Source organism: Vibrio panuliri (assembly GCF_009938205.1).
In the GTDB taxonomy this organism is placed as follows: domain Bacteria; phylum Pseudomonadota; class Gammaproteobacteria; order Enterobacterales; family Vibrionaceae; genus Vibrio; species Vibrio panuliri.
Genome location: NZ_AP019654.1, coordinates 1,817,613 through 1,840,851, shown reverse-complemented (window position 1 = coordinate 1,840,851; position 23,239 = coordinate 1,817,613). Strand labels below are relative to the sequence as shown.

22 protein-coding genes are annotated in these 23,239 nt (G+C 45.4%); 20 read left to right on the top strand and 2 right to left on the bottom strand.

What is annotated here, in order from left to right; genetic code table 11:
• Positions 1-87: 87 nt before the first annotated feature.
• On the top strand, positions 88-546 hold the full coding sequence (locus GZK95_RS08380; protein WP_075716418.1) for an HPP family protein: 459 nt from the start codon (positions 88-90) through the stop codon (positions 544-546).
• 191 nt (positions 547-737) lie between these two features.
• On the top strand, positions 738-1,469 hold the full coding sequence (locus tag GZK95_RS08375; RefSeq protein ID WP_318630701.1) for a PhzF family phenazine biosynthesis protein: 732 nt from the start codon (positions 738-740) through the stop codon (positions 1,467-1,469).
• Positions 1,470-1,627: 158 nt separating this feature from the next.
• On the opposite strand, the gene pabB is transcribed toward GZK95_RS08375, so the two are convergent.
• A complete protein-coding gene (gene pabB, locus GZK95_RS08370; RefSeq protein ID WP_075716416.1) occupies positions 1,628-2,992 on the bottom strand; it encodes an aminodeoxychorismate synthase component 1 in 1,365 nt (454 codons plus the stop codon).
• A gap of 176 nt (positions 2,993-3,168) precedes the next feature.
• Between pabB and GZK95_RS08365 the strand changes: the two genes are divergently transcribed.
• The 16 genes from GZK95_RS08365 (at position 3,169) to GZK95_RS08290 (ending at position 20,301) form a co-directional block, all read left to right on the top strand.
• A complete protein-coding gene (locus GZK95_RS08365; protein ID WP_075707667.1) occupies positions 3,169-4,686 on the top strand; it encodes a fumarate hydratase in 1,518 nt (505 codons plus the stop codon).
• A gap of 258 nt (positions 4,687-4,944) precedes the next feature.
• On the top strand, positions 4,945-5,130 hold the full coding sequence (locus tag GZK95_RS08360) for a hypothetical protein (protein ID WP_075707665.1): 186 nt from the start codon (positions 4,945-4,947) through the stop codon (positions 5,128-5,130).
• Between the two features lie 388 nt (positions 5,131-5,518).
• The gene (locus tag GZK95_RS08355) at positions 5,519-6,895 is read left to right on the top strand and encodes a YcjX family GTP-binding protein (protein WP_075716414.1); all 1,377 of its coding nucleotides are present in this window, start codon (positions 5,519-5,521) and stop codon (positions 6,893-6,895) included.
• Positions 6,892-7,920, top strand: coding sequence for a YcjF family protein (locus GZK95_RS08350; protein ID WP_075716413.1), 1,029 nt, complete (start codon positions 6,892-6,894; stop codon positions 7,918-7,920). The genes GZK95_RS08355 and GZK95_RS08350 overlap by 4 nt, the downstream gene beginning before the upstream one ends.
• A gap of 98 nt (positions 7,921-8,018) precedes the next feature.
• A complete protein-coding gene (gene tyrR / locus GZK95_RS08345; protein WP_075707659.1) occupies positions 8,019-9,551 on the top strand; it encodes a transcriptional regulator TyrR in 1,533 nt (510 codons plus the stop codon).
• Positions 9,551-10,129, top strand: a complete 579-nt coding sequence (rimJ, locus tag GZK95_RS08340; protein WP_075707657.1) for a ribosomal protein S5-alanine N-acetyltransferase — start codon at positions 9,551-9,553, stop codon at positions 10,127-10,129. Before tyrR ends, rimJ begins: the two co-directional genes overlap by 1 nt.
• A gap of 118 nt (positions 10,130-10,247) precedes the next feature.
• Positions 10,248-10,721 carry a DUF2947 domain-containing protein gene (locus tag GZK95_RS08335; protein ID WP_075707655.1) on the top strand — a complete coding sequence of 158 codons (474 nt, stop codon included), beginning with the start codon at positions 10,248-10,250 and terminating at the stop codon, positions 10,719-10,721.
• Positions 10,722-10,970: 249 nt separating this feature from the next.
• Positions 10,971-11,150 carry a hypothetical protein gene (locus GZK95_RS22270; RefSeq protein WP_075707653.1) on the top strand — a complete coding sequence of 60 codons (180 nt, stop codon included), beginning with the start codon at positions 10,971-10,973 and terminating at the stop codon, positions 11,148-11,150.
• A 185-nt stretch (positions 11,151-11,335) separates the two neighbouring features.
• Complete coding sequence (locus tag GZK95_RS08325; RefSeq protein ID WP_075707651.1) at positions 11,336-11,983, top strand: GTP cyclohydrolase II; 648 nt, start codon at positions 11,336-11,338, stop codon at positions 11,981-11,983.
• Positions 11,984-12,148: 165 nt separating this feature from the next.
• Complete coding sequence (locus GZK95_RS08320; protein WP_075707649.1) at positions 12,149-13,411, top strand: imelysin family protein; 1,263 nt, start codon at positions 12,149-12,151, stop codon at positions 13,409-13,411.
• A gap of 134 nt (positions 13,412-13,545) precedes the next feature.
• Positions 13,546-14,940 carry a di-heme oxidoreductase family protein gene (locus GZK95_RS08315; protein ID WP_075715605.1) on the top strand — a complete coding sequence of 465 codons (1,395 nt, stop codon included), beginning with the start codon at positions 13,546-13,548 and terminating at the stop codon, positions 14,938-14,940.
• Between the two features lie 8 nt (positions 14,941-14,948).
• Positions 14,949-15,977 (top strand): imelysin family protein, encoded by a 1,029-nt coding sequence (locus GZK95_RS08310; RefSeq protein ID WP_075715606.1) that lies wholly within the window; start codon positions 14,949-14,951, stop codon positions 15,975-15,977.
• A complete protein-coding gene (locus GZK95_RS08305) occupies positions 15,958-17,055 on the top strand; it encodes a DUF1513 domain-containing protein (protein WP_171972117.1) in 1,098 nt (365 codons plus the stop codon). The genes GZK95_RS08310 and GZK95_RS08305 overlap by 20 nt, the downstream gene beginning before the upstream one ends.
• Positions 17,056-17,163: 108 nt before the next feature.
• Positions 17,164-18,696, top strand: coding sequence for a L,D-transpeptidase family protein (locus GZK95_RS08300; RefSeq protein WP_075715607.1), 1,533 nt, complete (start codon positions 17,164-17,166; stop codon positions 18,694-18,696).
• Between the two features lie 272 nt (positions 18,697-18,968).
• Entirely contained in the window at positions 18,969-19,511 is a 543-nt protein-coding gene (locus tag GZK95_RS08295; protein WP_075707641.1) for a YcbK family protein, read from the top strand.
• Positions 19,512-19,644: 133 nt separating this feature from the next.
• A complete protein-coding gene (locus GZK95_RS08290; protein WP_075715608.1) occupies positions 19,645-20,301 on the top strand; it encodes an MBL fold metallo-hydrolase in 657 nt (218 codons plus the stop codon).
• On the opposite strand, the gene GZK95_RS08285 is transcribed toward GZK95_RS08290, so the two are convergent.
• Positions 20,302-21,012, bottom strand: coding sequence for a DUF2982 domain-containing protein (locus GZK95_RS08285; protein ID WP_075715609.1), 711 nt, complete (start codon positions 21,010-21,012; stop codon positions 20,302-20,304).
• 221 nt (positions 21,013-21,233) lie between these two features.
• Here GZK95_RS08285 and GZK95_RS08280 point away from each other — a divergent pair, with 221 nt between their 5' ends.
• On the top strand, positions 21,234-21,605 hold the full coding sequence (locus tag GZK95_RS08280; RefSeq protein WP_075707635.1) for a MarR family transcriptional regulator: 372 nt from the start codon (positions 21,234-21,236) through the stop codon (positions 21,603-21,605).
• 411 nt (positions 21,606-22,016) lie between these two features.
• On the top strand, positions 22,017-23,141 hold the full coding sequence (locus GZK95_RS08275) for a TRAP transporter substrate-binding protein (protein WP_139312628.1): 1,125 nt from the start codon (positions 22,017-22,019) through the stop codon (positions 23,139-23,141).
• The last annotated feature ends 98 nt before the right edge of the window (positions 23,142-23,239 follow it).

The following is a 23,239-nucleotide window of genomic DNA, read 5'->3' as shown; positions in this document are numbered from 1 at the left end:
TCATTTTTTCGTATATTGACAAGGGTAGACCGATCTGTCTACAATTAAAAGTAGACAAGTTGTTCTACTTTTAATTGTGAGGTATATATGAATCATTATGTTTCCGCATTAGTTGCAGGAGTTGGGGCATCTATTACTATTGGTCTTCTTCTGATGGTAGAAGCTAATATCGAGAGTACAGTTTTGGTAATGGCGCCATTTGGGGCAACTGCAGTACTCGTTTTTGGTTTGCCGCAGAGTCCACTTGCTCAACCCAAAAATGTGATTTTTGGTCACTTGATCACAGCAAGTATTGGAATAGTGTTTTCTCAGTATGTTGGTGTGACACCAATGAGTTTAGCTATTGCGACAGGGTTAGGGATTACATGTATGTTAGTCTCTAAAACAACACATCCTCCAGCAGGAGCAAATCCCATTCTAATTATGTTGGCTGGCTACGGATGGTCATTCTTGGTTACTCCGGTCTTGATTGGCTCTGTGGTGATAGTTTTGATGAGCAAAGGTCTTCAAAAAATACAACAATACAGTTTAAAATCAGAGAGCTAACAAGCCAGTTTGGCGTCAGTACCTGTTGTTTAATAGGGTTCCTCTGCGCGTTAATCGACTACTGCACTGTCAGGTAATAGATTGACCTTTCCGGTGCCAAATCTATCCCACTTTATCTCGGAAGGTGGAGTTCATGTTCAACGTAAAAATTCAGTCTAGGATGGTGGAGTATTAAAGTAGATATTTATGATGTGTTTGTAGGTGAATCGGCTTCTGGTAACCCTTGTGGCGTAATGGAACTTGATAGTTGGATGCTTGATTCTCAATTGCTTCAGTTAACTCGAGAAGCTGCCCAGCCAGTGACTTCTTTCATTACTCAAATAGATGGGCAATTTCATATTCGATGGTTTTCGCTGGAGGGAGAAATAAATCTCTGTGGCCATGGAAGCTTGGGAGCGGGCGCTGCAATTCTTTCCAAATACAAACGAGAGCAAGTGGTTTTTCAGAGTAAGTATGGTGAAGTTGCAATATCAAAGAAAAACGACTTTTACGTACTAACCTTGCCTAGTTGGGAAAGAAAGGCTTGTACTATGCCCGAGCAAACAATGGGCTTGGCGACTGATGTCATTGATGTGTTTTGTACTCGGGACTTAGTTTTGGTTTTGCCTTCTGTCGACTCAGTGGCAAAATTTCAACCTAACTATGACAGCATAAAAGCTCTAAGTCACTACCATGCGTTAATCGTCACTGCTGCAGATGGAGAGTGCGGTTATGTCTTAAGATACTTTGCTCCTAAAATCGGGATACCTGAAGATTTCGCTACAGGTTCAGCGCAATGTTCACTTGCGCCCTACTGGTTCGACAAACTTGGTGCAAGCGCACTGAGTGCACGGCAGTTATCAAGTGCTGGTGGCTATTTGGAAGTGGAGCGTGTGTCAGATTGCTTCATTGAAGTGTTCGCGCATGCAAGGTTGCGATCTTAAAAAACAACGCAAGTAACGGTACTGTTATAAGAGAAAGGCTCGTCGACATTACTCGTGTGTCAACCGCTACTCACATACTGCTTTTAATAAGGCAGAGTTAGCGGCTGGCTTTTAAGCAGAACAAACCCTCTTGTCCCGCTTACATTGCTCAAAAACGTTTAAGCGAGTACCGGAAGAATGCGGCTGAGTTTATCAAGCGTCTCTTGGTATTCAGAAGCGGCTTGGCTATCAGCAACTAATCCGCCACCGGCCCATACGTGCAAGTGTCCGTTTTCAGCAACCAGAGTACGAATCGTGATACTGGTGTCCATTCTGCCGTGGCGGCTGATATAGCCAATGCTGCCGCAATAGGCGTTACGGCGATGTGGTTCAAGCTCTTCGATAATCTCCATTGCTCGCACTTTCGGTGCGCCAGTAATCGAACCGCCAGGAAAGCTAGCACGCAATAGATCTAGGGCGTGATAGCCGTCGTTTAATTCCGCTTTAATGGTGCTCACAAGGTGATGAACCGCAGGGAAGCTCTCTATATCAAACAGCTTAGGAACATGGACGCTGCCAGGGCGCGCAACACGACCAACATCATTGCGCAGTAGGTCAACGATCATCAAGTTCTCAGCTTGATCTTTTTCTGCATTGGCAAGCTCTAGCGCTGATGCGCGGTCTTGCTCGGGGTCGTTGTATCTTGGGCGCGTACCTTTAATCGGCTTAGTTTCAATCACGCCTTGATTGACCTGCAAAAAGCGCTCAGGGGAGACGCTGAGAATCGCGCCAAAGTCGGTGCGCACAAATGCGGAGAATGGTGCTTGGTTTACGCCCTCTAGTTGGCAATACGCCTGCCACTCACTGCCTTGGTATGGCGCAGAAAAACGTTGTGCCAAATTGATTTGGTAGCAATCGCCAGAGAGTAAATACTCTTGAACTTGGGCAAACTTCGCATGGTATTGTGCTTCACTCATATTAGACTGCCAATTTGCACACAGTTGAAACTTATCGGTGTGCTTGGCTTGCTGCTGTTGCAACCATTGCCAATGCTGTTCAATATTTTGTCCCACCACCCATGCTTGCTGCAGCTGGTGGTCGATCACCACCGCCCACTCATACAGACCCACAACCATGTCTGGGCTATGTAAGTCTTGTTGAGCAAGGCTTGGGAGTTTTTCAACGCGGCGACCAAGATCGTAGGAGAAGTAGCCTAACGCCCCACCAATAAATGGCAGTTCACCGTGGTAATCCATTGCTGGCAAATGACGCTGCTGAAGCTCGTCAATTAGATGAAATGGGTCACTTTGTGATTGATAACCTTGGTCTAATTCGCACACCTGCGTCTCTTCACCGTGGGTAGTCAGCGTCGCAATTGGGTTAGCCACCAGAATATCAAATCGACTGTCGATATGCTCATTGGAGGCCGAGCGTAACAGCATTGCCCAACTCAGGTCTGAAATGGGGGCAAATAGGCGATGAGCTAAATCTGGAGAGTATTTAACTTGATTGATTTGTAAGCAATTTGGCTGAGTGTTATTCATTTGTTTAAATTGTGACAAAGAGATCGTTAGCTACGTGGCGCGTTGGGAAAAGCAAGAGTATCATAACCAAAATAGAACCCGCTACTTAGAATAAAAATTGATGACAGAGTTTTGTTATCTTGTCGCAAGGAAAAGTTTAACAAAGCGGGAAACGGAAGCAATGAAAGAGGCAAGTAATGACAGTAATCCGCAGAGAGGATGTGATCAGCAGTGTCGCTGATGCACTTCAGTACATTTCTTACTACCATCCGCTTGATTTTGTTCAGGCTCTAGAGCAAGCCTATCATCGTGAGCAAAGCCAAGCCGCGAAAGACGCCATCGCGCAAATCCTAATAAATTCACGTATGTCGGCAGAGGGGCATCGTCCTATCTGTCAGGATACGGGAATCGTAACCTGTTTTGTTAATATCGGTATGGGCGTTCAGTGGGACGACACTGATATGACGGTTCAGCAGATGGTGGATGAAGGGGTTCGCCAAGCCTATACCAATCCAGATAACCCGTTACGCGCATCGGTGTTAAAAGACCCTGCGGGTAAACGTATTAATACCAAAGACAACACACCAGCTGTCGTGCACATCAATATGGTGCCCGGTGATAAGGTCGAGATTCAAATTGCAGCCAAAGGTGGTGGCAGTGAGAACAAGACTAAAATGGTGATGCTCAACCCGTCTGACGATATCGCAGAGTGGGTAGAGAAAACATTGCCGCTGATGGGGGCGGGATGGTGCCCACCAGGTATGTTGGGGATCGGTATTGGTGGCACAGCTGAAAAAGCGGCAGTGCTCGCCAAAGAGTCATTGATGGAACATATTGATATCCACGAGCTTATCGAGAGAGGCCCACAAAACGCAGAAGAAGAGTTGCGATTGGATATCTTTAACCGCGTGAACCGTCTCGGTATTGGTGCGCAAGGTCTTGGCGGCTTAACTACCGTGGTGGATGTAAAGATTAAAACTGCCCCAACTCATGCTGCCTCTAAGCCAGTTTGCTTGATTCCAAACTGCGCCGCGACACGTCATGTGCATTTCACCCTTGATGGTAGTGGGCCAGCAGAGTTAACACCGCCTAAACTTGAAGATTGGCCAGATATTACATGGGAAGCGGGTGAAAGCACGCGCCGTGTTAATCTTGATACGATCACGAAAGAAGAAGCGATGGAGTGGAAAACGGGCGAAACTCTGTTGCTCTCGGGCAAAATTTTAACTGGTCGCGATGCTGCCCATAAACGCTTGCAAACCATGCTGGATAATGGCGAAGGTCTGCCTGAAGGTGTCGATCTTAAAGGTAAGTTTATTTACTACGTTGGCCCTGTCGACGCAGTCGGTGATGAAGTGGTGGGGCCTGCGGGGCCAACAACATCAACCCGTATGGATAAGTTTACTGACATGATGCTTGAGCAAACGGGCATCATGGGCATGATAGGTAAAGCAGAACGCGGACCGGCAACCGTTGAGTCTATTAAGCAGCATAAATCGGTGTATCTGATGGCTGTTGGTGGTGCGGCATATTTGGTGGCTAAAGCGATCAAAAAAGCCCGTGTTGTCGCGTTTGAAGATCTTGGTATGGAAGCGATTTACGAATTTGAAGTTGAAGATATGCCAGTCACAGTCGCGGTGGATTCAAACGGTGCAAATGCCCACCAAATTGGTCCTGATACGTGGAAGGTGAAAATCCAAGAGATGGAAGCTTGATCGATAACTGAGCAAAAAATATCAAAGTGCAGCGAAAGCTGCACTTTTTGTCTCTATACTGACAAAAGTAGTATAGTCATAAGTTACTAATCTAATATACCTTTTCAATATGATGTTGCAGCGGTATAGCGAGATAACTCACTTCCTCTTACCTCAACAAGGTTTGGGAGTAGGAGAGGAGGGCAGGTGAGTTACTTACCCTCTATCTCAAACGCTCAGTTGTGTTGGTATAAATCAGAAAAATAATTAGGAGAATGCATGCCACGCTTTATTCAGATACTTCAAATCATTATTGCAGCGATTGTTGCCTTTTTTGTCGGGTATGACTTAATCCTACACGGGATCAGTATTTTTGATGAAAAATACGTCACTATCACTTGTGTGCTGTTTGTTTTGTTGGAAATCGCACTGTTTGTTATCTACAAACTGATTGAAGACGACTAATTAGCGCTAGACTATACTCAAGTAACCTCAAGATGCTTGGTTCAGCGAGAATGACTTGGTTTGTAAGCAAGGCAACGAGTTGAAGGTCTAGTGGTTCTAAACCAAAAATCGTTAACGATGCATACGAACCAAGGGAACTCGCCCTTCGGGAGCCAGTCACTGGCCCGATTTCTACGTCAAACTACTTGAAAATAGATAGCTATTTCACGTCGCAGTTTTCCTTGAACTTGAGCCAGTGACAAGGCTCTGAATCCTGCATCTTGAAGTCACTTGAGTATATATGTATTTTCGTACAAACCTCTGACTCGTGTCAGAGGTTTTTTGTTCATCCGCGATTAATATATCGCTTGGTACAGTTGTTGTAGTTATAGCAATCATGAGAGATTCAATGAAAAGTATTAAGCAAGAAGTGAACGATTTTCTGCATCGTAGTCTAGATTCTCACGTCCGAATTGCCGTTACAGGCTTATCAAGGGCGGGTAAAACGGCATTCATCACTTCGCTGGTTAATCAACTGCTTCATACTTCGACTCACAACCAACTGCCGCTGCTGAGTGCAACCCGTGATAAGCGCGTGATTGGCGCAAAGCGAGAGCCGCAAACCAACATGATGGTGCCGCGCTTTGCCTATGATGAAGCGATGGGACAACTCCATGCAGAGCAACCTAATTGGCCAGAGCCGACAAGGGATGTGAGTGAAATCCGCTTGGCAATTAAGTATAAGCCAACGCGCAAAACCAAAAAATTGCTCGGTAGCACCGCGACATTGCATTTCGATATCATCGATTATCCGGGAGAGTGGTTGCTTGATTTACCGTTACTGGATATGGATTTTGAACAGTGGTGTAACAGCCAATTCTCAGCTTTATCTGGTCAGCGACTTGAGCTAGCAAAACCGTGGCTTGAAGCATTGGACTCGTTTGATCTTAGTGCGGAAGTGAACGAAGTAGAGTTACAGGCAGTGGCACAGATCTACACTGATTATTTGCATGCGTGTAAAGCGGCAGGGTTGCACTGGGTACAGCCGGGTCGTTTTGTTTTGCCCGGAGAGTTGGAAGGTGCGCCAGTGTTGCAGTTTTTCCCAGTGCGCTTCAACGCAGAAGAAAAAACGGCACGTACAAGCAACCTCGCGATGCTCAAAGCGCGTTATCAGGAGTATCAAAACAAAGTCGTGAAAGCGTTTTATAAGCACCACTTTGCGACATTTGACCGTCAGATCGTGTTGGTTGATTGCTTGCAACCCCTCAACGCTGGTTATGAGTCTTTTATGGATATGCGTGCTGCGTTAGAGCAACTGATGCACAGTTTTCGTTACGGTCGCAGTAGCATGCTTAAACGCTTGTTTGCACCGCGTATTGATAAAGTGCTGTTTGCCGCCACTAAAGCGGATCATGTTACGCCAGAACAGCACACCAATTTGGTTTCGCTTTTGCAGCAGATGGTGCACCCAGCGTGGCAAACGGCTTCGTTTGAAAATATCGAGATGAGTTGCATCTCAATGGCGTCGATTCAGGCGACAAAAACAGGCTTTATCGCCAATGGAGATCAGTCGATACCGGCGATTCAAGGGACGGATGTTAATGATGCTCCGTTGACGGTTTATCCAGGGGAAGTGCCGAGGAAATTACCGTCCTCCGACTATTGGAAACACAAGGGGTTTGAGTTTACCGCATTCAAACCGATGCCTAGCCATCAAGATGAACCATTACCCCATATTCGAATGGATAAAGCGCTCGAATATCTGCTTGGAGACAAACTGAAATGAGTGAGTACAAAGCAAAACAAGTCTTTGATCAGACTTTGCATCAAGAACCTCAAGTACAACCAGAACTCAATGCACAAATGCAGTTTGAGCCCGCAGATAAATTTGTACCCACAGCAGTGGAAGAGCCAAATGAGGCCTCAGCTGAGCAAAATTTAGAGCAAGTTATTCGTCCTAAGAAAGGGCGTCGTTGGTTAGCGACAGGTTTGTTGGCAAGTTTTTCTGGCTTAGTGGCGTGGCAAGCATTCGATACAGTTGTTCAAGCGGCTCAAAGCGCTGACTGGTTGGCACTTGGCTGGGCAGGGTTTATTTCTACTCTTGCTGCGCTGGGTATTGGGGCAATCGGCAAGGAGCTCTGGAAGTTACGTCGATTAAAAAACCACTTTTCTGTTCAAGAGCAAAGTGAAGCCTTGCTGCAAAGTGACAGTGTGGGTCAGGGCAAAGCCTTTTGCCAAAAACTAGCTGCAGACGGGGGCGTGCAACCCGAGTCTCCGAGTTATGACCGTTGGCTAAATGGATTGAACGCCTCGCACAGTGATGCAGAAATACTGGATATGTACGATGCGATTGTAGTGGCTGAGCAAGACAAAATCGCAACACAAATTGTCACGCGACATGCCACTGAATCGGCGGCGTTGGTCGCTATCAGCCCGTTGGCGATGGCGGATATGCTCTTAGTTGCTTGGCGCAACTTTAAGATGATTGATAACCTAGCACAGGTGTACGGTATAGAGCTGGGTTACTGGTCGCGATTGCAACTGTTTAAGTCGACGTTAGTGAATATGGCCGCGGCTGGAGCAAGTGAACTGGCTATCGATGCGGGCATGGATTTGATGTCGATGGATCTGGCTGGCAAGCTCTCTGCACGCGCTGGACAGGGCATTGGCGTTGGTATTTTAACCGCTCGTTTGGGGATTAAAGCCATGTCTTTGCTGCGTCCAATGCCTTGGAGCCCAGATAGGGCGGTGAAATTGTCGGCGATTCGCAAGCAAATCGCATTAAAAGTAGCCGAGCTAACAGTAAAATAGCGTGAATGTGAAGCTGGTAATGTTGCTTTGCTTGACGGGGTAGAACGCATGGAGGAAACTACTGTCAACTTTTCCTGACAGTTAATTAGGACTATTCTGTGCGTCTAGAAGTTTTATGTGAAGACAGACTCGGTTTAACTCGTGAGTTGCTCAATATTCTAGCTTCGAGAAATCTCGATTTGCGCGGTATCGAAATTGATATCTCGGGCATTATTTATCTCAATTGCCCTGATATTGATTTTGATACATTCAGTGAACTTATGGCAGAGATCCGTCGAATCTCTGGTGTAAAAGATGTACGCAAGATCCAGTTTATGCCAATGGAAAGGCATAACACTGAGTTGATTTCTTTGCTTAATAACTTACCAGAGCCAGTACTTTCGATTGACCTTCGCGGCAATGTGGATATGGCTAACCAAGCGGCATTGAGCCTGTTTAATCTGGAAGAGCAGGAAGTCATTTCTCAACAAATCAGCCATGTTTTACCAAGCTTTAATTTTAGCAAATGGGCTGAAGGAAAAATTACACGTCAGCGCGAAAACATTGTTATCAATGGTCTTGACTATGTAATGGAAATTATGCCTGTCTACATCGAGACAGAAACACAAGAATCCATTCTGGCAAGTACGGTAATGATCATTCGTGCGACTCAAGATAAGTCGCTGCTCAAGCAGATGTTACCAATGCAGAGTAACCTTGGCTTTGAGCACTTTGTTGGTATTTCGAACCGCCATAAAGCGCTGATGAGCCAAGCCAAGAAACTGGCGAACATGGATCAACCGCTGTTGATTCAAGGTGAGACAGGCACGGGTAAAGAGATGCTAGCGCGAGCGTGTCATAATCGCTCAGATCGCGCAGAGCAACCGTTCCTAGTTCTTAGCTGTGCTTCGATGCCGGATGATGTGGCAGAAACAGAGCTGTTTGGTCACGGCTCGGCGACGTCTACGCACAAAGGTATTTTCGAGCAGGCAAATGGCGGCACCGTTTTCCTTGATGAAATTGGCGAGATGAGCCCTCATTTGCAGATCAAACTGCTTCGTCTGTTGCAAGATGGTCGTTTCCGCCGTGTAGGTGAAGAGCATGAGGTTCAAGTCGATGTTCGTGTGATTGCTTCAACACGTCATAAACTGGCTGACTTAGCTGAATCAGGCTCTTTCCGCGAAGACCTGTTTTATCGTCTTAACGTACTGACTGTTCATATTCCGCCATTGCGTGAGCGTACGACGGATATTGAACCGCTACTGGAGATGTTTGTCGCCAAATACGTTAGCCAGTTAGGTATGACTCGACCAAATATGGCCGATGATCTTATCGACCAACTTAACTCTTATAACTGGCCGGGCAATATGCGCCAGCTTGAAAATATGGTTCTGCGTGCACTTACTGAGCTGGAAAGCGATACATTGACTGTCGAGCTATTCCACTTGCCACAGATGGAAGCAGCGGTTGCCGCAGGTGCAACCCTGAGCTTAGACGGCTCGCTTGATGAAATCATGAAAGAGTACGAGTCAAAAGTATTGGAAAGACTTTATCAGTCATTCCCTTCTAGTCGTAAACTGGCTAAGCGTCTTGATGTCTCTCATACTTCAGTGGCGAATAAGCTGCGCGAATATGGAATTCGTAAGATTTGATGAGTCAAATCAGTACCCCTCAACAAGTCTATGAACTTGATGGTGACATCTTACTCCGAACCGCTGACGTAACCGATGCGTACATGATTCGTGAGTATTTTGTCGCCAACAAAGCGTACCTCAAACCTTGGGAGCCGACGCGCGAAGCTGAGTTTTTTAGTTTGTCCGGTTGGACGCGCAAACTCCTTAAACTGCAGGACGTGCATAAACTTGGTATGGGGTTCTATCTGCTGATCATCGATAAACCGAGTGGCAGTATGTTAGGCACAGTTTCATTTAGTAATCTAACTCGCTTTCCATTTTATGCTTGTAACGTTGGCTACTCACTTGGTGAGGGCGCGCAAGGCAAAGGGATCATGACTCGAGCGTTGACGATGGCAGTGAACTACATGTTCACCCAACACAATATGCATCGAATTATGGCTTGTTATATGCCACATAATGAACGCAGTGCCGCGGTGTTGGAGCGGCTAGGTTTTGTACGTGAAGGCTATGCAAAGAATTACTTGCTAATTGATGGAGATTGGCGAGATCATATAACCACTTCTCTTACTAACCCTAACTGGCAGCCTAAATAGACCACGACAAGACGTTTGGAGCGGCAACTCTCCTTATTCATTGAGTTAGATAAAGTTAAATTAGAATAATTGAATAAGCCAGCGAACATGGCTGGTTAAATCTTAATTGAGGAACACCATGTCTTATTTACCTTTGGACCAGTACCAAAGAAAATGGATTTTTACCCACCAGTCTATGCCTGTTTCTGAACAAGATCTCGACGCGATCAAGCCGATGGATCAAGCTCGTTCAGCACAGCTTTGGAAAGATAATATTAGTGCACAGAGCCCAGACGCTGAGCGTTTGAGCTCAAGTGATTGGCCAATGAAAGTGGATAATTGGTCTGAGAGTGTAGATTGGATGTCGGCATGGGAATCTGATGATGAACAGTTGCCGCAAGAAGTATTGGATTATATTGATTGGCAAGATGATGTAACTGTCTATTTTTGCTACGAAAAATACAACATTATTGAGACGAAATGGTCAACATTTAAGAAGTGTTGGAAGAACTTCCTGTTCTATGATGATGGCCCAATCCTCATCGGTCGCCGCCGCAATGAGGCGCTTTGGTTTGCCGATAATGGTCAGGTGAAGTTAGGCAAACGCAACTAAGCCCACAAATAGATAAACCTAAGAATTAGAGTGGAGTGTTCATATGATCAATTCACTCTTTTTTTTTGTCTGTGGATCATATTTTGGATCCTTATATTTAAATTAAATCAATAGAGTTTAAAGTGATATTCGTCCCATAAATATAATGAAGTTGTGCGCAGATCGGCGATTTTGATATCATAACTGGGTAGTGACCGCGTGGGTTGTCATTAAACTATTGAACCACTTTAGACATAATAGGGAAGTGCTGTGGAGACATTGCTAATTCAATTAAAAAAGGACTTTTATAAGAATATTAGTTCGTTGCAAACGCATACATTACCCCACAGTCAGCCGACCCTTAATCTTTTGACTGAGGAAGAGTTAAAAGAGTTGGAGCATGTTTGGGTTGAGTTGTCGGTTTGGCAACGCAATCAAGTTTCCTGCTAAGTTGCACTAATTACTACAAAGAACATCGGCCCCAGTATCCTCAAGGTACTGGGGTTTTTACTTTACTGGCGCTGTATTTTTCTGTTGACGGTTAGTGTGTCAATTTTGTTATATTATAACAAATGTGATCTAAACATTGAATTCTTTGGTAAGAGTCCTCATAGTTACCCACAGAGGCGTTTGTAATGAATGCGATCACACAATTAGAAAATACAGTAATTCAAGTGAGTATTGATATGGCGGAAGTACGTGCCAGAGTTGATTTTAAAGTCGGCGTAGAAAGTAAGATTGATGCAGAGATCTTATCGTTTAATGGTCTTAAAACAGAGAAAGAACACGTCGCAGTTGTCTTTAAACATGCAGACACAACTCAAGACGTGCCGCTTGTTCGTATGCATTCAGAGTGCTTAACTGGCGATGTTTTTCATTCGTCGCGTTGTGACTGCGGTGAGCAACTCGATGAGACCATTGAAAAGATGGGTGAAGCAGGGGGCATCATTTTATATCTTCGCCAAGAAGGGCGTGGGATTGGTCTTTACAACAAAATCGATGCTTACCGTTTGCAAAGCCAAGGTATGAATACCTATGAAGCAAACAACCATTTAGGCTTTGGCGATGACTTACGTGACTTCACTGAAGCTGCGCAGATGTTATTGGCGCTGGGGGTAAGCAAAATACGCCTTGTGACCAACAATCCAAAGAAAGTGCGTGAACTTAAAGAACATGGCATTGAAATCGTTGAGGTTGTGAACACGCTAGCGCACATTAAAGATGGCAACGAAAACTACCTCAAAGCGAAAATCTCCCACGGCAAACATTTATTGAAGCTCTAACATTTCGCCAACTGATTTGACAAAAACCTCATTAATTTGAGGTTTTTTTGTATTTGTCTTGCAAATAAATTGTAAATTTGTATTATTCGCAACTCGTATTGGTAATGATAACAATTAGCAACACCATTGCGATGAAGTATCTTCAAGCTCAACAAGGATATAATAATGAAGGCAAAATCAGTTTTAACGCACTCAGTGGCGGCGGCTTTTCTCGTGGCGGGCAGTTCAGCTTTCGCTGCGGATGTAACAAAGCAGCAGGTTGTTGAACACTACGCAGACTTAGCACACGCAGTATTTGCAGACTCCCTTTCTACCGCTAAATCTCTCGATAAGTCCATTGATTCTTTCTTAGCTTCCCCTTCTGCGGAGAAGTTTGAGCAAGTGAAACAAGCGTGGCTTGAATCTCGTGTACCTTACCAGCAATCAGAAGTGTTCCGCTTTGGTAATGTGATTGTGGACGACTGGGAAGGCCAACTTAATGCATGGCCTTTGGATGAAGGTCTGATCGACTACGTGGCGGCAGATTACCAGTATGAATTGGGCAATGAGGGCGCAACCGCTAACATCATCGCCAACAAAGAACTCACCATTGGTGCAACTAAGTTGGATGTTGCAAAGATCACCCCTGAGTTGATTGCAGAGCTAAATGAAGTGGGTGGTTCGGAAGCAAACGTTGCATCTGGTTACCATGCGATTGAGTTCCTGCTATGGGGGCAAGACCTAAACGGTACTAACGCAGGTGCAGGTCAGCGTGCATATACTGACTTTGTTGTTGGTAAAGAATGTACCAATGGTAACTGTGACCGCCGTGGTGAGTATCTGCGCGCAGCGTCAGACTTACTGGTTCAAGATCTAGCATGGATGGAAAAGCAGTGGTCAGCCAGTGAAAAAGGTAACTACCGTGAAGAGTTGCTTAACGACTCTGCGGACAATGGTTTGCGTAAAATGTTATTCGGCATGGGCTCACTATCGCTAGGCGAGCTTGCTGGTGAGCGCATGAAGGTGGCATTAGAGGCGAACTCGACAGAAGACGAGCACGATTGCTTCTCTGATAACACACACAACTCTCACTACTACAATGAGCAGGGCATCTACAACGTCTATACCGGCACTTATCAAAAAGTGGATGGCAGCAAGTTCGAAGGTCCTGGTATTCACGCGTTGGTTGCAAACAAAGATCAACAAGCAGCGGATGAAATTCAAAAGCAGTTTGAGACAACTCGTGAGCAAGTCGCTCAACTAGTTAGTGCTGCGGAAAACGATAATCAGCATTTTGATCAACTGATTGCTGCAGGTAATGCGCAAGGCAACGCACTGGTCAATAAGACAATTATGTCTTTGGTTGCGCAAACTGCCTCTATTGAGCGTGCTGCCAACGTGATTGGTATTGATAGCTTGAATCCAGATACCGCTGATCACGAGTTTTAATCACTCGCTGACTTCATTTAACTAACGTAAAGGGCTCGCTTGAGCCCTTTTTAGTCCGATTATTGAGTCTCACCCAGCCATCTAACGCAAAATTATTATCGCTGGGGGGCTTAGCCACTGAAGAGAACACTGGAATGATGCGGTTTTTAAATTCATCTCTAGCAGCAATAGTAGTGCTCGTATCACCGATTTTAGTCCACGCAAATCAAATCAAAACAGGTGGTAATACGGCAGTGAAAAAAGAAGGTGCGAACGCATTTTCATTACCTGCGGCAAACCTACCCATGAGCAAGCGCTTAGATTTTAGCGTGGGTAACAGTTTTTTCCGCAATCCTTGGGTTCAAGCGCCGGCTTCTACCGATGCACGTGATGGGCTTGGACCGCTATTCAACACCAATGGTTGTCAAAACTGCCACATTAAAGATGGGCGCGGTCATCCGCCGGAAGCCGATGATCTTCATGCTGTCTCTATGCTGGTGCGTTTGAGTATTCCAGCAATGACACCAGAACAGAAAAAAGCATACATCAAAGACGGTGTCATTCCCGAACCGACGTATGGCGGTCAACTGCAAGATTTCGCCCTGCAAGATCAAAAGCCTGAAGGCAAAATTAATATCCAGTATAGCGATGTTACCGTTGCATTTGAGGATGGGACTAAAGTGACTTTGCGTAAACCTACGCTTTCCATCACGGAATTGGGCTACGGTGACATGCACCCTGATACCATGATGTCAGCGCGAGTCGCTCCACCCATGATTGGTTTAGGTTTGTTGGAAATGATTCCAGATGAAACTCTGCTGGAATGGCAAGATGAACAAGACGCCAATAACGATGGTGTTTCCGGCAAGGTTAACCGCGTATGGGATGTGCAAAAGCAGGACTTTGCTATTGGTCGCTTTGGTTGGAAAGCTGGACAACCAACCTTGATGCAGCAAAATGCTGCCGCATTTAATGGCGATATTGGTTTAACTAGCAATCTATTTCCTAATGAAAACTGCACCAGCAACCAATCTATTTGTGATGATCTCCCGAATGGCGGTAAGCCTGAAGTCAGTGACAATATACTCGACTTTGTTGAATTTTATACTCAGCATCTGGCTGTGCCTATACGCCGCAATGTGAATGCCCCTCAGGTTTTGCAGGGACAGGCGTTGTTTGAGCAAATAGGATGTCAAAGTTGCCACAAAACTAACGTAAAAACGGCGCGCAATGCTGACTTGCCAGCTCTTTCTGAGCAGTTGATTCACCCTTATACCGACCTGTTGCTGCATGATATGGGGGAAGGCCTTGCTGATAATCGACCAGAGTATCTTGCCAATGGTCAAGAATGGCGTACACCACCTCTGTGGGGGCTTGGTTATACCCAAGAGGTGAACGGGCATACTTACTTCCTACATGATGGTCGCGCTCGTTCAATTATGGAAGCGATACTATGGCACGGTGGCGAAGCGAAAAGTGCGCAGCAAAAAGTGCTAAAGCTTAACCAAACAGAACGCGATGCTCTTTTAGCATTTTTAAATTCTCTCTAGAGGTCACTATGAATAGCAAACTGTTTATGTGCGCGTTACCAATAGTATTGGTGGGTTGCCAAGCGGAGTTAAATCAAGTCGCAACGCCGGAGCAAACGGGTCATGCTAGCCAAGGTGTATATTTGGTTGAGTTTGCCGCTGCGGATCGTTTTCGCCAGCAAGCTGACTTACTCCAACACCAAGTGGCTCAGTATTGTGCGACGAGTAGTGATATTGCCGCCGTGCAAGAACAATGGCATCAAACCATGGTGAGTTGGATGGCGTTACAAGGGCAAGAGCGAGGACCGCAAGCCGCGTTAGAGCAAAGCTGGAACATTCAGTTTTGGCCCGATAAGAAAAACACCACCGGGCGGAAAATGGGCGCGCTGGTTCGTCAAAATAAATCTGATTGGCAAGCAGGGGATATCGCGACTCAAAGTGTCACTGTACAAGGTGTCGGTGCCATCGAGTGGTTACTCTACGACACCTTATCCAACTTCCAAGTTAGTGACAACACCTGCCAGCTTGGTGTAGCAATTAGTCAGAACTTAGCGCACAACGCACAGAAAATTGCCGATGCGTGGCAAACCAATCCTTGGGTCACTTTAGAGGCAAATGATTGGAATTCTGAATATATTGCGATGCTGTCTAACCAGCTTGATTACAGTATGAAAAAGCTTAGCCGACCTCTTGCGAAAGTTGGCAAGCCACGCCCTTATTTCGCCGAGTCGTGGCGCTCACAAACATCGATGGTAAACCTCAAAGATAACGTGATTGCTATGAAGGCCGTCTATCAAGCTAACGGTGATGGTTTGGACGCCCAGTTGCGTCAACGAGGGAAGGGGGCTTTGGCTGATAGAATCGTCGATCAGTTTGAGCTGACAATTGAGACATGGCCAACCGATCAAAGCTTGTTTGAACTCCTGCAAACTAAGCAGGGTTATCAAACCGTAATGTCACAATATAACAAGTTAGAGCGACTGAATTATCTTATCCATGAAGAAGTCGCTATCGAGCTTGGTGTGGTGATAGGATTTAATGCAACCGATGGTGACTGATCCAACGCGTAGAACGCTGCTTAAGGCAGCGTTATTTGGTGCGGCGGCACCTATCTTACCGTTTGGATGTAGCAGTACACCAAACACTCCACAGAGTTCTCAGCCAAGTTTAATTGGTTGTGCAATCACGGGGCGTGACCGCTACAGCGTGGTTGTAGCTGATCAGTTTGGACAACCGATTCGACAGTTACCGCTCCCAGAGCGAGGGCATGGCGTGACATCCAATGCTGCTAGGGGACATGCGGTCGCATTTGCTCGTCGCCCCGGCAGCTACTTTATGGTGTTTGATTATGTAACTGGTGAGATGATTCGCTTGAATAAGGCCAGTCCTTCTCGCCATTATTATGGTCATGGTGTCTACTCTAATGACGGACATTTACTGTTTGCCACAGAGGGAGAGCGTGGAACCAGTAGAGGCATTATTGGTATCTATGATGTTGCCGATGGTTATAAAAAGATTGATGAGTTGACTGATTTTGGCATCGGACCGCATGAGGTCATCGTGATGCCTGACGACAGGCTTGTTATCGGTGTAGGCGGCGTTCACACTAATGGTCGTGAGCCGTTAAATCTAGAATCTATGCAGCCGAGCTTAACCTTTTTGTCTCCACGTGGGGAAAGGTTAGAGCAACGGAGTTTGCCTGACCATCGCTTGAGTATTCGTCATTTAGCTCATGATGGTGACAATACCGTGTTGTGCGGGCAGCAGTATCGGGGTGAGCCTGATGAATATCCTGCTCTATTGGCGATGTATCGTTCTGGTAAAGAGTTGCAGCCTCTGTACGCCGAGCCGGAACAATGGGCGCGCTTTAGTCATTACATTGCAAGCATTGCGGCCTCAGACGAATGGATATTGGCGACTTCACCACGTGGCAACTGTTACGGGATTTGGTCAAAGCAGAGCGGAGAGTTGGTCGAGTTATCGCCATTACCTGACGCATCTGGCGTTGTGTTCAATCAGGGTGAGTTCGCGATTAGCTCTGGTTCTGGCACTGTGATCACTCAATCGCAACCAAGAGACAAATCTTCCGTATTTACATCTATTCAGTGGGATAACCATTGGAGTATGATAGCTTAGACATAGGTGTTAGCACTAACGTATTGATAAAACTAAGATAAACAAACCCAGCTAAATGGAAATTCTCTGCCATACTTAAATTTATGGTAAGAAAAAAGCGATGGAATAATGTTACGAAGCGGTATCTTGTTGTTTGCCTTTTCTCTTATGCCAAGTACGGTATGGGCGGAAAACTATTTTGAACAGATTGGCTGGGTAGAGCCTAACAGCGCTGTTGAGTATCAATACCCGCAGCAGTTGGAGGAACTCTATCGCAGCAATGATAATCAACTTATTTGGTTCGATTTACACCAAAGTAGTCAACTTGAGTTTCAGTTAGAGCTGATTGATAAAGCGGGTATTAGCCCCATACTCTCTAAGCAACTCAATCAATTACGTTATCTACGTAATAGCAATCTTTGGTATCAATATGATCTGTTGGCGACCGATACGCTTCTGGCTTATATGAGCTATGCCGAACTCGCGAAGCAGTACGGTAAAACCTGGTTTTTTGAAGAGAAGATTACTCAACCTTTGCCGCTACCAAGTGAAGCGGCGCTCGCTGACTTAAAGGGTTCAATGCAATCCCAGCAGTTGGATGCGTTGATTGATACGTACACCCCAGACGACGATAGTTATCAAGCTTTGATCAGTACCTATCTCCGTATCGCTAGCCGAATTTATGATGTTGTCCCTCTTTACACTCAGTCGACCCGTCTAAAGCGGGTTGGTGATATTCTGGAGAGTCGCGAAGCGCTGTTACAGCGTCTTGAACAAGTCGATGTCGATCTGGTCGGTATTGAGCGAGAGATTGGCTACTATGACAATCAGCTAGAAGATGCGGTTAAACAATTTCAACGCATACACGGTTTAAAAGCGGATGGAATCATTGGCCCTAATACCATTCGTTGGTTAAACAAAAGCAGCAAAGACCGACTGAAGATTATCGCGGTCAATGCAGAGCGAAGCCGTATTTGGCCTGAACAACGCAACACCATCATTGTAGTCAACGTCCCCGGATACGAGATGGAGTATTGGTTTGCGGGTGAGCAGGTGTTTAAATCTCAGGTGATTGTAGGGCGACAAAAACGCCCGACACCAGTAATGACCAGTAATCTTGACTCGGTGATTCTAAATCCAACTTGGAATGTACCTTGGAAAATCATGGTTGAAGATATCATTCCAGCGGTTCAACAAGACCCGAACTATTTAGACAAACAGAACATTAAAATCATTAAAAGTTGGACTTCTAGTCAAATTATCAACCCAAACATGATTGATTGGTATCACACTCATCCCAAAGCGTTTCCTTATCGGATGAGACAAATGTCGGGTGCCAACAATGCGTTGGGACTCTACAAGTTCAACACGCCCAACGATCGGGCGATATTTCTGCATGACACGCCGAGTAAGCATTTGTTTGAGCAGCCTTCCCGAGCCTTTAGCTCTGGTTGTGTTCGCGTCAAAGATGCCGATCAACTGGCGGCGTTATTGCTTGCCAATCAAGGCCTCAACTTAGAAGAAATTCAGCAGATCACCACGCAGGATAATAAGTCGATTCCATTACGTGAACGTATTCCGGTACATATTATTTACCAAACAGCTTGGTCTGAAGAGGGCAAGGTGCAGTATCGGGATGATATCTATCGCTTAGATTATTGAGCGGTGCCACGTTAAAATTGTGACGTCAAAATCTAGTCACATTTTACCGCTTTGCGGCAACACAAAGCGGCAATGGTCACATTGACTGAAAATTTACAATTTATTGCATTTCGCCTTTTTATAAATATTTTATTAACAAGTTCAATAATTAACCTTTGTGATGCAACTTAAAGCCGCTTTTAAGCACGTTTTATGCATTTGCACTTCATAACAGAGTTCGGTAGTGTCCGACTCAGCACGAAATCCACAAGCAGTTATGAAGGTTAATAACAGTGCAAGTTACACGCAGAAATTTTATTAAGTTGGCAGGAAGTGGGATTGTCGTAGCAAGTTGTGCTCCAAGCGTTGCGCTTGCATCATACCCAGATCTTTCTCGCTCTTTGGCACTCAACAATGTGCACACAGGAGAAAACCTCGAAACGCGTTATTTCGATGGTCAACATTATGTTAGAAAGGAACTCACGCGTATTGACAAAATTTGCCGTGACTTTAGACGTAATGAAATCCACAACATGGACAAGAAACTGTTTGATCAGATTTCATTGATTCAATCGGAGTTAGGCGTAGAAGCGGAAGTGCAGATTATTTCTGGTTACCGTTCTCCGGCCACCAACAAAGCTCTACGCGCTCGTTCAAGTGGGGTGGCGAAAAAGAGCTACCATATGACAGGTCAAGCAATCGACTTTCGCTTAGATGGTGTCAACCTACGCAAAGTCCGCGATATTGCCCGTGAGATAAAAGCTGGTGGGGTGGGTTACTATCCAAGTAGCAATTTTGTTCACATTGATACTGGGCCTGTACGTTACTGGTCTTAGTGAGCAGGAAGCCATCTTTACATCAGTAAGTTGTTGAGTTAACAGCATTGATGACAACGATAGTTAACTCACTTGAGGTTAGTTAACTATCGTGTCATAGTTCAGCCAGATTCTCGATATATAAGGTTTTTCTATGTCTTTGCAGTATCAGGTTGTACCTGTCACTTCGTTCTCTCAGAACTGTTCAATTGTTTGGTGTGATGAAACCATGAAAGGTATCGTGATCGATCCAGGTGGTGACGAAAAGCAATTGGCGATGTTGATCAAAGAGCTCGGTGTTGAAGTAGAAAGCTTGGTGCTAACGCACGGACACCTCGATCATGTTGGTGGAACTCAGGCGCTATCTCGACTTCTCGACGGCAAGCCGGTTGTTGGCCCACACAAAGAGGATAACTTCTGGTTACAAGGCCTTGAAGGGCAAAGCCAGATGTTCGGTTTCCCTCTTACCGAAGCGTTCGAACCTGATCAATGGCTTGAAGAAGGCGACCAAATCACCTTTGGTAATCAAACGATGGACGTGATTCACACGCCGGGTCACACACCGGGCCACGTGGTTCTATTTAACCAAGAAGCCCAACTGGCGTTTGTTGGCGATGTTCTGTTCAACGGCAGTGTTGGACGTACCGATTTCCCGAAAGGCGATTTCAATACGCTAATTAACTCGATCAAAACCAAACTGTGGCCGCTCGGTAACGATGTGCGTTTTGTTCCGGGTCATGGACCGGAGTCAACCTTTGGTCGCGAGCGTGCCTCGAATCCTTTTGTGGCTGATGAAATGCCACTTTACTAATTACTCTTGAGAGTTTTCCCAAAGGTCGCGTTCGCGGCCTTTTTTATATCCGTTGTGACTGGCGGCGAGGTAGCGTCGCATTAATCCGATGAACTCTTGATCTGAACGGTCGAGATCGTTGGTCGAGATGAAAATATCGTAGTCATAAAATTCGCGCTGGTAACCCATTCTATTGGCGAGCATTGCTTGTAGCCCAGAGTAGTGAGTGCCTTTCTCACTCACATAAGGGCGTGAGTCGAGAACTTTGTCTTCAAACTGGGTTAGCTTTTCTTGCTGTTTCAAGCCGAGATAGAGTAGGGCACGTTGCCCCAGCAGCAGCTCGGTGGCAATTCTTGGGCAAATGGCTTGCAGGTATGGATCGTAATCCTTGAGCTTAATCCCTATCCATGGCAGAGGTTGGTACCATCCTTCTTGATGATACTGGCACACTCCGATCTTACTAATGTTGTGCCAACCAACGACCCAACCGCCTTTGGCAAAGTGTTGTTGAAAATGGGTGGCAGTGAGTGTGTATCCCACAGTTGACTGTTTAATCAGAAGTTTTAGCGCATAGTAAGCTGCGATAAGCAAGAGAATAGCGACGATCAGCTGTTGCCAACTGGTGGAGAACCATACCGCAGAAGCGACCAGCAGTGTCAGTGGTATCGCGACCCAAATCTGTTTGACGGATAGGTTTCTAAACCGGTGATTGTAAAGGTGTATGGTTTTCATCCAAGACCCTAATTGACGGATTGATTACTCTTGATCTCTACCGATGACGATGGAAATGGATCAGTCTAAATATCGACTATTTTCTGTCCTTCTACCAACACACGACACGTTTTTGTCGTTTAAAGGCATTGATACCCTGTCATTAATCGCAATTTTTTGGTATAAAACGCGCTTCAAATTTTCACCACTGCTCGGTATGCAGTGAAATGGAGAAACACTCGATGAGACTTGCTCATAAGCGCAAAGTGCAGCTGAAACTGCAAAAGCACATTAAAGCGGCAGTTGCTAACGTTCAAGCAACTAAAAAAGCTAAGCCTGTAGTTGAGAAGAAAGTCGCTGTAGCACCAGCAGCAGAGAAAGTCGTTGCGGTTAAGCAAACTGACGTAGCTCTGACTCCTAAGCAGCAACAAGTGCTAGATATTGTTGTTAGCAATACTGATGGCATCAACCCTAAAGGTATCGGCCTAGCTGCAGGTCAAGAAGACGCGAAAGCAGCTTCTTGGGCAACTGGCGCACTTAAAAAACTTCTAGAAGAAAATCTAGTAGTGAAAGAACAATTAGCTGGCAACAAAGTTATTTATAAAGCGATTTAATTAGCCAATTAGCTGTTTTGAAGAAGGCCCCACTTTGTTGGGGTCTTTTTTTTTGCATCAATATCGTCAACTGAGCCTTGTCACTCTCGCGAATTAAGTACCGTGAGATACAAAATTAAAACGTTGTTATCACAATAGTTAAAATATTCTTAAAGTTTGTACGCAGCAACTACGTACGTATAGTTTCACTTTGTGCTTACTTGGTTGTGCCAATTATTGTTATCTTATTCATTAAGTTAGAGAGTTAATTGTCTTTGGATTACGTAGTTATACGTATTACTTGCTTTTAATTCGTCATAGTTCTGTTAAAAATATCCGTGTTCACGCCGATTTTTTATTCCCATTTGATCGTTCATGCTGTTGATGACTAGGAAGTGTCGTAAAGGCGCTCATGAAACAAAGGATCTGATAATGAGAGTATTTAATTCATTGATAGACGGGAAGCTTAAGTTAGGTGTTGCCACCTTAGCGGCTTCTATCGCTTTGGTCGGTTGCGGTGAAGAATCCAAACAAGAGACTGCGCAACAGGATGTTAAACCAGAGAAAGTCTACAAGTTGAAATTGGCAGAGACATGGGGCCCCAACTTCCCGATCTTTGGTGACGCAACTAAAAATATGGCGAAGATGGCTGAAGAGATGTCTGACGGTCGCTTGGTTATCACCATCGATTCATCAAACAAACATAAAGCGCCACTAGGTGTGTTTGATATGGTGAAGTCTGGTCAGTATGACCTTGGTCACTCTGCGTCTTACTACTGGAAAGGTAAGGTGCCTAACACGCTTTATTTCACTTCAATGCCATTTGGCATGCTGCCAACCGAGCAATACGCATGGTTTTATCACGGTGGCGGTATGGAGCTAATGGAAGAAGTTTATGCACCACACAATTTGCTGTCATTCCCAGGTGGTAACACTGATACACAGATGGGCGGCTGGTTCCAAAAAGAGATTAACTCCGTTGATGACTTACAAGGTCTCAAAATGCGCATTCCCGGTTTTGCTGGCGAAATCTTAGCGGAGCTGGGTGCGAAACCAACCAATATTGCCCCTGGCGAACTGTATACGTCATTAGAACGTCGCACTATCGATGCGCTTGAGTGGGTCGGTCCTTCGTTAGATTTACGCATGGGTTTTCACAAAATTGCACCTTACTACTACACAGGCTGGCATGAGCCGGGCACTGAGTTGCAGTTCCTTGTGAATAAGCGTACTTGGGAAAGTCTACCTGCCGATCTGCAAGCTATCTTAACCGTAGCAATGAAAACGGCAGCCTACGATATGTACACTCAATCTAAGCATGAGAGTGGTAAGAACTGGGCGTCGATTCAGTCTGAATATCCAAATGTAGAAGTAAAAGACTTCCCAGCAGAAGTGATCTCAGCACTGGAAGAAGCCAACGAACGTTTGCTTGCTGAGCATGCGGCTAAAGATGAGCTAGCGAAGAAGATCCAAGAATCTCAAGCAGCGTACATCGAGCAGGTTCGTCCATGGTCGAATATTTCGCACCGTGCGTACCTGAACAGCCAAGCTGAGTAAATCAGCCAGATAAGAATAGCGCAATAAGCGCAGCTATAAATGATGTGACTCAGTCACACGAAGCCCAAGAACCCCTTTTAATTATTAAATCAAGATAA

Bases quoted from the DNA above. Each gene is read 5' to 3' on its own strand.
- GZK95_RS08380 (WP_075716418.1), top strand. From the start codon at position 88: ATGAATCATTATGTTTCCGCATTAGTTGCAGGAGTTGGGGCATCTATT.
- pabB (WP_075716416.1), bottom strand. From the start codon at position 2,992: ATGAATAACACTCAGCCAAATTGCTTACAAATCAATCAAGTTAAATAC.
- GZK95_RS08365 (WP_075707667.1), top strand. From the start codon at position 3,169: ATGACAGTAATCCGCAGAGAGGATGTGATCAGCAGTGTCGCTGATGCA.
- GZK95_RS08360 (WP_075707665.1), top strand. From the start codon at position 4,945: ATGCCACGCTTTATTCAGATACTTCAAATCATTATTGCAGCGATTGTT.
- GZK95_RS08355 (WP_075716414.1), top strand. From the start codon at position 5,519: ATGAAAAGTATTAAGCAAGAAGTGAACGATTTTCTGCATCGTAGTCTA.
- GZK95_RS08350 (WP_075716413.1), top strand. From the start codon at position 6,892: ATGAGTGAGTACAAAGCAAAACAAGTCTTTGATCAGACTTTGCATCAA.
- rimJ (WP_075707657.1), top strand. From the start codon at position 9,551: ATGAGTCAAATCAGTACCCCTCAACAAGTCTATGAACTTGATGGTGAC.
- GZK95_RS08335 (WP_075707655.1), top strand. From the start codon at position 10,248: ATGTCTTATTTACCTTTGGACCAGTACCAAAGAAAATGGATTTTTACC.
- GZK95_RS08325 (WP_075707651.1), top strand. From the start codon at position 11,336: ATGAATGCGATCACACAATTAGAAAATACAGTAATTCAAGTGAGTATT.
- GZK95_RS08320 (WP_075707649.1), top strand. From the start codon at position 12,149: ATGAAGGCAAAATCAGTTTTAACGCACTCAGTGGCGGCGGCTTTTCTC.
- GZK95_RS08315 (WP_075715605.1), top strand. From the start codon at position 13,546: ATGATGCGGTTTTTAAATTCATCTCTAGCAGCAATAGTAGTGCTCGTA.
- GZK95_RS08310 (WP_075715606.1), top strand. From the start codon at position 14,949: ATGAATAGCAAACTGTTTATGTGCGCGTTACCAATAGTATTGGTGGGT.
- GZK95_RS08305 (WP_171972117.1), top strand. From the start codon at position 15,958: ATGCAACCGATGGTGACTGATCCAACGCGTAGAACGCTGCTTAAGGCA.
- GZK95_RS08300 (WP_075715607.1), top strand. From the start codon at position 17,164: ATGTTACGAAGCGGTATCTTGTTGTTTGCCTTTTCTCTTATGCCAAGT.
- GZK95_RS08290 (WP_075715608.1), top strand. From the start codon at position 19,645: ATGTCTTTGCAGTATCAGGTTGTACCTGTCACTTCGTTCTCTCAGAAC.
- GZK95_RS08285 (WP_075715609.1), bottom strand. From the start codon at position 21,012: ATGAAAACCATACACCTTTACAATCACCGGTTTAGAAACCTATCCGTC.
- GZK95_RS08280 (WP_075707635.1), top strand. From the start codon at position 21,234: ATGAGACTTGCTCATAAGCGCAAAGTGCAGCTGAAACTGCAAAAGCAC.
- GZK95_RS08275 (WP_139312628.1), top strand. From the start codon at position 22,017: ATGAGAGTATTTAATTCATTGATAGACGGGAAGCTTAAGTTAGGTGTT.